At 67.8% G+C, this 8,094-nt stretch carries 5 protein-coding genes; 3 read left to right on the top strand and 2 right to left on the bottom strand.

Going from position 1 to position 8,094, the window contains the following annotated elements; translation table 11 throughout:
* Positions 1-1,443, bottom strand: a 1,443-nt coding sequence (locus tag ACT6QK_RS14225) for a TonB-dependent receptor plug domain-containing protein (protein ID WP_444598481.1), incomplete at its 3' end; no start/stop codon positions are given.
* Positions 1,444-1,735: 292 nt separating this feature from the next.
* Between ACT6QK_RS14225 and ACT6QK_RS14220 the strand changes: the two genes are divergently transcribed.
* Both ACT6QK_RS14220 and ACT6QK_RS14215 read left to right on the top strand, forming a co-directional pair.
* On the top strand, positions 1,736-3,571 hold the full coding sequence (locus ACT6QK_RS14220; protein WP_444598480.1) for an alpha-amylase family glycosyl hydrolase: 1,836 nt from the start codon (positions 1,736-1,738) through the stop codon (positions 3,569-3,571).
* Positions 3,568-5,220: an alpha-glucosidase gene (locus ACT6QK_RS14215; protein WP_444598479.1), complete on the top strand. Its 1,653-nt coding sequence runs from the start codon at positions 3,568-3,570 to the stop codon at positions 5,218-5,220. The genes ACT6QK_RS14220 and ACT6QK_RS14215 overlap by 4 nt, the downstream gene beginning before the upstream one ends.
* A 194-nt stretch (positions 5,221-5,414) precedes the next feature.
* Here the strand turns inward: ACT6QK_RS14215 and ACT6QK_RS14210 are convergent, their stop codons facing one another.
* The gene (locus ACT6QK_RS14210) at positions 5,415-6,452 is read right to left on the bottom strand and encodes a LacI family DNA-binding transcriptional regulator (RefSeq protein WP_444598482.1); all 1,038 of its coding nucleotides are present in this window, start codon (positions 6,450-6,452) and stop codon (positions 5,415-5,417) included.
* 77 nt (positions 6,453-6,529) lie between these two features.
* On the opposite strand from ACT6QK_RS14210, the gene ACT6QK_RS14205 reads away from it, so the two are divergent.
* Positions 6,530-8,094 (top strand): glycoside hydrolase family 97 catalytic domain-containing protein (locus tag ACT6QK_RS14205; RefSeq protein ID WP_444598478.1); only part of this gene is annotated, 1,565 nt, incomplete at its 3' end.

Below are 8,094 nucleotides of genomic sequence, written 5' to 3'. Positions count from 1 at the left end.
CTGGTGCAGAGCGCGGGTGGCGGTCAGGCGAACGGCCTTGATCTCGTCGGTGATCGACGGGGTGTTCATATAGCCGGCCTGACCCTCGGGGATGACGTCCCCGCCCCAGCCCTGCGGGCTGGTGATCTTGATCAGGTTGGGATCGGCGTAGTTCAGCAGGCTGGTGAACTGGGTCACGCCGTCGTCGGTCAGACGAAAGCCGAGCGTGTCCAGGGCGCCGGCGACGTTGCGGCCGGTGCCGGCGTTGGTCTCCAGGATGATGTCTTCGCGATCGACCTTGGAGTAGTTGAGGTCCAGAGCCAGGGTCCAGTCGTCATTGGCGACGAACTCGGTGTTCCAGCCCAACGAGGTGATCTCGCTGTCGCGCTTGTTCAGGTCGTTGCGGACCACGCCCTTGATGTTGTCCCAGGTGCCGGCGACGATCAGGCCGTTCTCGACCGTATAGCCGGGACGCAGCGACGGGCCGGGGCGGCAGACCGCCAGCGAGCCCGGGCAGGCGCCCGACGACCCGCCCCAGGCCAGCGGGAACTCGATGCCGCGCAGGGTCTGGGTGTTCTCGAACTTGGAATAGAAGGCGTCGAGGGTCGAGTGGAACCGGTCGTTCGGGCGCCATTCCAGCACGCCCATATAGCCGTCGCGCTCCAGCTCCGACGACATGACATAGGGCTTGACGCCGCCGGTGATCAGGTTGCCGTCGCTGTAGTTGGGATAGCCCCAGGCGTTGAACCGCTCGGACTGATAGGGCGACGACATGTGCGAGTAGCCGAGGGCGACGCCGATCGTGCCGTCCGCGAACTGGTCGATGTAGGACAGGGTGTAGCGGTCGCCCTGGTCGGTCGTGCCCGAGTTCAGGGCGCCGATGTCGTTCCACTCGTGGCGATAGTTGGCGGCGAGCGCGCGACGGCCATAGGCCAGGGGGCGAACGGTGCGCAGGTCGACCGTGCCGGCCAGGCCCTGACCGATCAGGCCGGCGTCCGGGGTCTTGTAGACCACGACGCTGGACAGCAGTTCCGACGGATACTGGTCGAACTCCACGCCGCGGTTGTCGCCGGTGGTGACCTGTTCGCGCCCGTTCAGCAGGGCAGTGGTGAAGTCCGGGCCGAGGCCGCGGATCGACAGGGCCTGCGAGCGGCCGTCCAGGCGTTGGGTGGCGAGGCCGGGCAAACGGCCCAGGGATTCGGCGATCGAGACGTCGGGCAGCTTGCCGATGTCCTCGGCCGAGATGACCTCGACGATGGAGGTGTTGCGCGCCTTGGCGTTGATCGAGGCTTCGATCGACTGGCGAATGCCGGTGACGACGATCTCCTCGACCTCGGTCGCATCGGGATCGGTCTGGGCGGCGGGCGCGGTCTGGGCGGCGGCGGCTTCGGCGGCCAGCAGGACCCCCAGGCCGATGGCGGCGCCCGACAGCAGGCGTGCGCGCGTGGTGAAACGGTTGATCATCTTCATCCTCCCTGGAGCCGACCGCGTTTCTGACGTTGCGATCTCAGCTTGCGCAAAAATATGCAAATCCTTGGCAATCTTGCAAGCCTGTAATGTTGGAACGGCTCAAACCCCCGCCCACACTGGCGTCTTGAGCCGCTGGAAGCCCTGTATTGCGCCGCAGCATGGCCGTTCTGCTGCATTTTTGCCGCAACGCATCTCCGGTTGACAGCCGCAGCGAGGACTGCAAAATCTTGCAAATACGTCGGGCGAACCATGCAGTCGCCCGCAGGAAACGTCACAGGACATCCCCATGGCTCGCTCGCCTCGACAGCCCGGATCAGGACGCGCCGGAAGCCTCGGCGCCCGAATCGCCGCGGCGGCCTGCGCCGCCTTGATCGCCGCCTCGGCCGGTACGGTCGCCGCGCAACAGGCCGCGCCGGACTTCCGCGCCCGCCTGCCCCAGGATGAGGTGATCTACTTCCTGCTGCCCGACCGGTTCGACAACGGGGACACGGCCAATGACACGGGCGGCATCCCGGGCGGCAAGCTGGACCATGGCTTCGACCCGACCGACGAAGGCTTCTATCACGGCGGTGATCTGGCCGGGCTGATCCACCGCCTCGACTACATCCAGGGCCTGGGCGCCACCGCCGTCTGGCTGGCGCCGGTGTTCAAGAATAAGCCGGTCCAGGGCGAACCCGGCCGCGAGTTTTCGGGCGCCCACGGCTACTGGATCACCGACTTCACCACCGTTGATCCGCACTTCGGCGACGACGCCACCTTCGCCGCCTTCGTCGAGGCGGCCCATGCGCGCGGCATGAAGGTCTATATGGACATCATCGCCAACCACACGGCCGATGTGATCCGCTATCGCGAATGCCCGAAGAACGACTGCGCCTATCGCAGCCGGGCCGACTATCCCTATTCGCGACGGGGCGGACCGGATGGCGCGGCCATCAATGACGGCTTCGACGGGACCGATTTCGTCCGACTGACCGACTCGAACTACGCCTACACCCCCTACGTCCCGGCGGATGAGGAGACGGTCAAGGTTCCGGCCTGGCTGAACGACCCCATCTACTATCACAACCGGGGCGACACGACCTTCGCCGGCGAGAGCTCCCTGGACGGCGACTTCGCCGGGCTGGACGACCTGTTCACCGAGCACCCGCGCGTCGTCCAGGGCATGATCGAGATCTATGGCGACTGGATCGACCGCTACGGAATCGACGGCTTCCGCATCGACACCGCCCGCCATGTGAACCCCGAGTTCTGGCAGGCCTTCGTCCCCGCCATGCTGGAGCGGGCCAAGGCGAAGGGCATTCCCAACTTCCACATCTTCGGCGAGGTCTATGACCACGACCCGGCCATGCTGGCCCGGTTCACCCGGGTGGATCGCTATCCCGCCGTGCTCGACTTCGCCTTCCAGACCACGGCGACCGACGTCGCCAACGGGGTCAAGGGCACCGACGCCCTGGCCAAGCTGTTCATGGCCGACGCCGTCTATGAGGGCGGTGAGGACGGTGCGATGCAGCTGCCGACCTTCCTCGGCAACCACGACATGGGGCGGATCGGCGGCTTCATCGCCAAGGCCCATCCCGAGGCGTCGGACGAGGAGCTTCTGGCCCGCACCACCTTGGCCCACGCCCTGATGATGTTCTCGCGCGGCGTGCCGACGATCTACTACGGCGACGAACAGGGCTTCGCCGGCATCGGCGGCTATGGCGCGGCCCGCGCCGACCTGTTCGGCGGCCAGGTCGCCGACTACGCCAATCATCCCGTGATCGGCGGTCGGCGCGCGCCGTTCGACACGACCGCGCCCCTCTATGTCCGCATCGCCGAGATGGCCAAGTTGCGTCAGGCCCTCCCCGCCCTGCGTCGCGGCCATCAGACGGTGCGCTTCGCCGGCGACAAGCCCGGCCTGTTCGCGGTGTCGCGCAAGGTCGAGGGCGAGGCCGGCGAGACCCTGATCCTGCTCAACTCCTCTACCGCTCCGGTGACGGCCAATGTGGAGGTCGATGCGGCCTCCACGACCTGGTCGGCCGCGCGCGGCGCCTGCCCCGCCTCCGCCTCGGCGCCGGGCTCCATCCGGGTTACCGTCCCGGCGCTCGACTACATGATCTGCACCTCGGAAGGCCCGCGTTGAACGTCCAGACCCTGACCTCTCCGACCGTCGCGATCGACGCGCCCGCCCCCATCGAATGGTGGCGCGGCGCGGTGCTGTATCAGGTCTATCCGCGCAGCTTCGCCGATTCGAATGACGACGGCGTGGGCGACCTGGCCGGCATCACCGCCCATCTGGACCACATCGCCTCGCTGGGTGTGGACGGGGTCTGGCTGTCGCCCTTCTTCACCTCGCCGATGAAGGACTTCGGTTACGACGTCGCCGACTATTGCGGCGTCGATCCGATCTTCGGGACCATGGCCGACTTCGACGCCCTGGTCGCCCGCGCCCATCAGCTGGGGCTGAAGGTCATCATCGACCAGGTCTATGCCCACACCTCAGACGAACACATCTGGTTCGAGGAGAGCCGGTCCAGCCTGACCAACGCCAAGGCCGACTGGTACGTCTGGGCCGACGCCAAACCCGACGGCTCCCCGCCCTCGAACTGGCAGTCGGTGTTCGGCGGTCCCGCCTGGACCTGGGATGCGCGCCGTCGCCAGTACTACATGCACAACTTCCTGAAGGAGCAACCGCAGCTCAACGTCAGGAACCCGGCGGTGCAAGACGCCCTGCTGGACGCGATGAAGTTCTGGCTGGACCGGGGCGTGGACGGCTTCCGCCTCGACGCCCTGAACTTCGCGATGCACGACCCGAAGCTGACGGACAATCCGCCGTTGGTCGGCAACGGCAAGCGGACCCGGCCTTTCGATTTCCAGGACAAGATCCACAACCAGTCCCAGCCCGAGATCCCCGCCTTCCTGACCCGGCTGCGCAGGCTGGCCGACCGGGTCGGCGCCGAGACCGGCCGTGCCCGCTTCCTGGTGGCCGAGGTCGGCGGCGACCGGGCCAACGAGGAGATGAAGCTCTATACGGAGGGCCACGACCGGCTGCATTCGGCCTATGGCTTCCTCTACCTCTACGCCGACCGGCTGACGACGGAACTGGTGGATCGCGGACCCGCCATGTGGCCGGGTGTCGAAGGCGAGGGCTGGCCCAGCTGGACCTTCTCCAACCATGACGCGCCGCGGGCAATCTCCCGCTGGGCCGAAGGTCGCGATGAAAAGCGGATGGCGGCGATGTGCATGCTGCTGCTGATGTGTCTGCGCGGAAACGTCTTCATCTGGGAGGGCGAGGAGCTGGGCCTGCCCCAGGCCCATGTCCCCTATGACCGGCTGGTCGATCCCGAGGCCATCGCCAACTGGCCCGAGACCCTGGGCCGGGACGGCGCCCGCACGCCCATGCCGTGGCGGCATGACCGGCTCCACGCCGGCTTCTCGACCGTGGAGCCCTGGCTGCCCGTCGATCCGCGCCATGTGCCGATGGCCGTGGACGCCCAGGAGGCCGATCCGGCCTCCATGCTGCACCTGACGCGGCGAATGGTAGGCCTGCGTCGCCGCTTCGCGACCCTGAAGACAGGCGGCATGACGATGCTGCCGGCGCCGGCCGGCCTGCTGGTCTTCCAGCGCGGCGAGGGCGACGACGCCCTGCTCTGCGTGTTCAACCTCAGCCATGAGGCGGTGGACTGGACGGCGCCGGACGGCTGGTCGGTGGTCGAGGCGGTCAATGTCGCGGGCGACGTGACGGACGCCCTGCCTTCGCTGGCGGGACTGCTGCTGGCGAAGAGCGGATGACGGATTTCGCCGCCCATTCACTTCTCCATCGCCGCAGGGCGATGGGGAGGACCGGCGCCGTCTGGCGCCAGGAGGGGGCGACGCCGCGGCTTGAAATGAGGGCCGAAGCACACACCGGCCTTCGGTGTCGCCCCCTCCTGACCGCTGCGCGGTCTGTCCTCCCCATTCGCCTGCGCGAATGGAGAGGTGAAATGTCACCCCCCGCAGGTCTCGCGCACGATCAGGTCGGTCGGAACGCGTTCGGACCGCGCGGCGCGGTCGCCGGAGCTGTCCAGCAGCTTGGACACCATCAGCCGTCCGGCCTTCATCGTGTCCTGGGCGATCGTGCTGAGGGCCGGGCGCGAGTAGCGGCTGAAGGGCACGTTGTCGAAACCGATGACGGACACCTGACCCGGCACGCCGATGCCCGCATGCAGCAGGGCCCGCACGGCGCCGAGGGCGATCAGGTCGGACGCGGCGACGATGCCGTCGAACTCCAGTCCGCGTCGGATCATGGCGTCCACCGAGGCTTCGGCGGATTCGACCTCGAAATGGGCTGGGACGATCAGGTCGGGATCGACGCCCAGACCCGCCGCCTCCAGCGCCTCGGCGTAGCCGCGCTGGCGTTGCATGGCCTCGGGCGGATCGAGGTCGCCGAGGAAGACGATGCGCTTGCGGCCCAGCCGGGCCAGATGCGAGGTCGCGCGACGGCCGCCGGAGATATTGTCCGACCCGACCGAGCAATAGGCCTGATCCGGCAGTTCGGCGCCCCAGACGACGAACCGCCCTTCCGTCTCCGCCATGCGGTTGAAGGCGGCGTGCAGGCTGGACTGTCCGAGGAAGATCACGCCGTCCGCCCGGCTGGTCGTCATGGCCGCCGAGACATCGTCGAAACTGACCGGCGAGACATGGCTCATGATGAGGTCGCAGCCGCGTTCCCGCGCCGCCTCTCCGACCCCGGCCAGCAGATCGAGGAAGAAGGGATCGCTCAGGCGCCCTTCCCGTCCCTGTGGGCGCGGCGTCACCAGGGCGATGGTGCCCTGGGCGCCGATCGGGCCGGCGGGCATGTAGCGGCGGAAGGGGTAGTCGTGCTCGCGCGCCAGCTTCCAGATCGCCTGTTTGGTCCGGTCGTTGACCGCCGGACTGTCGTTCAGCGCCCGCGAGGCGGTCGAGATCGACACCCCCGCCATCCGGGCCAGGTCTTCCAGTCGCGTCGTTCTGCGGCTCACCGTGGTCTCGCCCTCCCCGGCGATGCAAAATTTTCTGCAAAACTTTCATGCCGTGCTCCGGTCGAGCTTGGCAAGCGCCTTATGTGTGGAGTCACCCGATGATGCAGCGCCGATCCTTCCTCAGCCTCACCGCCGCCGCTGCGGGCGTCTCGGCCCTGTCCGCCCTGCCCGTCCGTGCCCAGACCGCGCCGAACGCCGCGCGCGCCTCCTCGCCCGGCGGGGTGCTGACGGTCGAGGCCACCACCGACAACGACGGCCGCCCGATGTATTCGGTGCGCCGTCAGGGCCGCACCGTGGTCGAAGCCTCCAAACTGGGCTTCCTTCTGACCGACGCCCCGGCCCTGGAGCGCGGCCTGCGCCTGACCGCCGCCCAGCCCGTCGCCTTCGACGAGACCTGGGAGCAGCCCTGGGGCGAGCGCCGTCTGGTCCGCAACCACTACAACGAGTTCCGCGTCACCTATGCCGAGACGGGCGGACTGGCGCGCCGGTTCGATGTGGTCTTCCGCCTCTATGACGACGGCCTGGGCTTCCGCTACGAATTCCCCGAACAGCCCGGCCTGACCACCGCCCGCATCGGCTCGGAACTGACCGAGTTCAACCTGGCCGAAAACGGCGAGGCCCTGTGGTGTCCGGCTTGGGAGTGGAACCGCGAGGAGTATCTCTACAACCGCACCCCCATCGACGCCGTCGGCAGCGCCCAGACGCCGATGACGGTCAAGGGCCGGTCGGGCCTGCATGTCTCGATCCACGAGGCAGCCTGTATCGATTATGCGGGCATGAACCTGCGCCGCTCGGACGGGACGAAGTTCCGCGCCCAGCTGACCCCCGGCCTGACCAATGCCGCCGTGGTGCGCGCCCTGCCCTTCAACACCCCCTGGCGGACGCTGCAGGTGTCGGACACCGGCGCCGGCCTGATCGAATCCAGCCTGATCCTGAACCTCAACGAGCCCAACAAGCTGGGCGATGTCAGCTGGTTCAAGCCGATGAAGTACGTCGGCGTCTGGTGGGAGATGCATCTGGACCTGAAGACCTGGAACTCCGGCCCCAAGCACGGCGCCACGACCGAGAACGCGATCAAGCACATCGACTTCGCGGCCAAGCACGGCTTCGGCGGAGTGCTGGTCGAGGGCTGGAACAAGGGCTGGGACGGCCAGTGGTTCGCCAATGGTTCGGACTTCTCCTTCACCGAGGCCTATCCCGATTTCGACATCGAGGCGGTCTGCGCCCACGCCCGGTCCAGGGGCGTCCAGCTGATCGGCCACCACGAGACCGGCGGCAACGCCTTCCACTATGAGCCCCAGCTCGAGGCCGCCATGGCCCTGTATGAACGGCTCGGCGTCCATTCGGTGAAAACCGGCTATGTCGCCGACGCGGGCGGGGCTCGCGTCACGGGGCCGGACGGCAAGGTCGCCATGGCCTGGCACGAGAGTCAGGCCATGGCCCAGCACCACATGAAGGTCGTGGAGGTCGCCGCCCGGCACAAGGTCGCCGTCAACGCCCACGAACCGTTCAAGGACACCGGTCTGCGTCGCACCTACCCCAACATCATCAGCCGCGAGGGCCAGCGCGGGATGGAGTATTCGGCCTGGGGCAATCCCGGCAATCCGCCCGAGCATGAGGCCAATCTGGTCTTCACCCGCCTGCTGGCCGGACCGATGGACTACAC

The sequence above is a fragment of the Brevundimonas sp. genome (genome assembly GCF_052436175.1).
Classification (GTDB): domain Bacteria; phylum Pseudomonadota; class Alphaproteobacteria; order Caulobacterales; family Caulobacteraceae; genus Brevundimonas.
The sequence above is the reverse complement of the archived record's forward strand: the minus strand, read 5'-3'. Positions and strand labels throughout refer to the sequence as shown.